General features: G+C 59.5%; 4 protein-coding genes. All 4 read left to right on the top strand.

Annotated elements, in window-relative coordinates:
* A partial coding sequence (locus tag EN742_RS33900; protein WP_148670479.1) for a site-specific integrase occupies positions 1 to 782 on the top strand: 782 nt, incomplete at its 5' end.
* 228 nt (positions 783 to 1,010) lie between these two features.
* Entirely contained in the window at positions 1,011 to 1,205 is a 195-nt protein-coding gene (locus EN742_RS33905) for an AlpA family phage regulatory protein (RefSeq protein WP_127392575.1), read from the top strand.
* Positions 1,165 to 1,524, top strand: a complete 360-nt coding sequence (locus tag EN742_RS33910) for a hypothetical protein (protein ID WP_128333820.1) — start codon at positions 1,165 to 1,167, stop codon at positions 1,522 to 1,524. The genes EN742_RS33905 and EN742_RS33910 overlap by 41 nt, the downstream gene beginning before the upstream one ends.
* Positions 1,505 to 1,785, top strand: a 281-nt coding sequence (locus tag EN742_RS33915) for a hypothetical protein (RefSeq protein ID WP_148670480.1), incomplete at its 3' end; no start/stop codon positions are given. The genes EN742_RS33910 and EN742_RS33915, both read left to right, overlap by 20 nt.

Below are 1,785 nucleotides of genomic sequence, written 5' to 3' on the forward strand. Positions count from 1 at the left end.
TTGAGCATGCATCCAAGCTCGGCAACCTTGCCGTCGACATTGTCGGTACTGAGATAATCGAATCCACCCTCTTACCGATTTGGAAGAAAACACCGGCCACGGGCCAACGCGTGCGCGGCAAGATCGAGTCGGTGCTGGACTTCGCCATAGCCAAGAAGCTCCGTACGGGCGACAACCCGGCACGCTGGAGCGGACACCTTGAGCACATTCTGTCGGCTGCCAAGCGCACCACCGATGCCAACCATGAGGCGCTGCCGTATACCGAGGTGGCAAAATTCCTAAGCGTCCTTGGAGGCACGCCGGAGGAGAGGTGCCTTCGGTTCACCGTATTGACGGCGTGCCGCTCTGCTTCGGCGATTGAGGCGCATTGGGACGAGATTGATTTGGCGACGAAGACATGGACCATCCCGACGCCACGCACAAAAACCAAGGTCAAGCCGCACATTGTCCCGCTATCCGACGCGGCGATTGCCGTCCTTGGAGAGGCGGGAACAGGATTTGTGTTTAAGGGTGCGCGCGAGGGCCGGCCGATAGGCAACAGCCGCATGCGCGAGGTGATGGCTGAAAAGCGCCCTGGCGTGACTGTTCACGGCTTTCGCAGCACGTTCCGCGACTGGGCCGGGGAGGAGACGAACTATCCGCGTGAGATTGCGGAATGGGCGCTTGAGCACTTGGTCGGCAACGACGTCGAGCGAGCTTATCGCCGCGGCGATGCGCTAGAGAAGCGGCGCGCGCTAATGGCGGATTGGGCCAATTATTGCGGCAAGTTGACGCGACAATAAAAACTGCTTGACATTCTTTCTTTTTGCGAGACTCGTTTTTTCTTGACACGCAAGGCGAAAACGCTTATAAGTGCCGCCATGGTTATCTTGGATAGCCACTGAGCAGCGGCATCGCCGTCGTAGGCCCTCACGAAACGAGGGCGGTGCAAAGCGCCGGTCAATCCTCTTCCACAAATCCCATACGTTTTGCGCGCGCTCGATTCCGCTCGGGCGCTAAAGAGGAATCTTATGAACGACAATCTCGAACTCGTTTCGCTAAACGAGGCTGCCCGCATGACCAGCCTCTCACGCACGTTTCTCAATCGGCTAAGAGACCAAGGACGCTTTCCGGCCGCAGTGCCAATGGGCGAGCGCCGCATCGCCTTCGTCAAAAGCGAGGTGCTTGGCTTTATTCGCGACCGTATCGCTGCCCGCGCAGCCTAAACCAACAAAAGAGCAGCCGACGAACGGCGCCCGCAACCACGACCCACAACGGGAACAAACCCTCTTGAATATTCTGGATATCAGGCCGGAGCCGCCAGGTTCGGGCAGCACACTTGCACGCTTTGATTTGCAGCTGACGCCGACGTGCCGGCTGTTCAATCTGAAGCTTGTCGACGGACCTCGAGGCGTTCGGGCCTACGCCGCTTCTGCGTTTGGCACCAACACAGCAACTTTTCACCCTGATCTCGCCGACGACATTAGACGCGCCGCCTTGGCAGCCCTTGGAGAGAAGACCGCGCATGACCGCATCGCAGCCTGAAGACACGCGCCGCGAGCGCGCGGAGGCATACCAGCAAGAGTGGGGCGGGACGACCTTCGAACAATCTGACGGCGATTGGCTCGTTGTCGGTTCAACGATCGGCACCGGAGCAGTGCAGTCCGTCCGGTTCACCCATACTGGAATAAGAAAGGTCGATATCCCGTTGGGCGGCAGGTCGCGGCCGAAGCCCGCACCCGCCAACGACAACAAGAAGAGCGCCAAGCACGAAGCGGCGCCATTTCCTGGCGTTGTCTCGAGCGG

The sequence above is a fragment of the Mesorhizobium sp. M4A.F.Ca.ET.020.02.1.1 genome (assembly GCF_004022645.1).
In the GTDB taxonomy this organism is placed as follows: Bacteria; Pseudomonadota; Alphaproteobacteria; order Rhizobiales; family Rhizobiaceae; genus Mesorhizobium.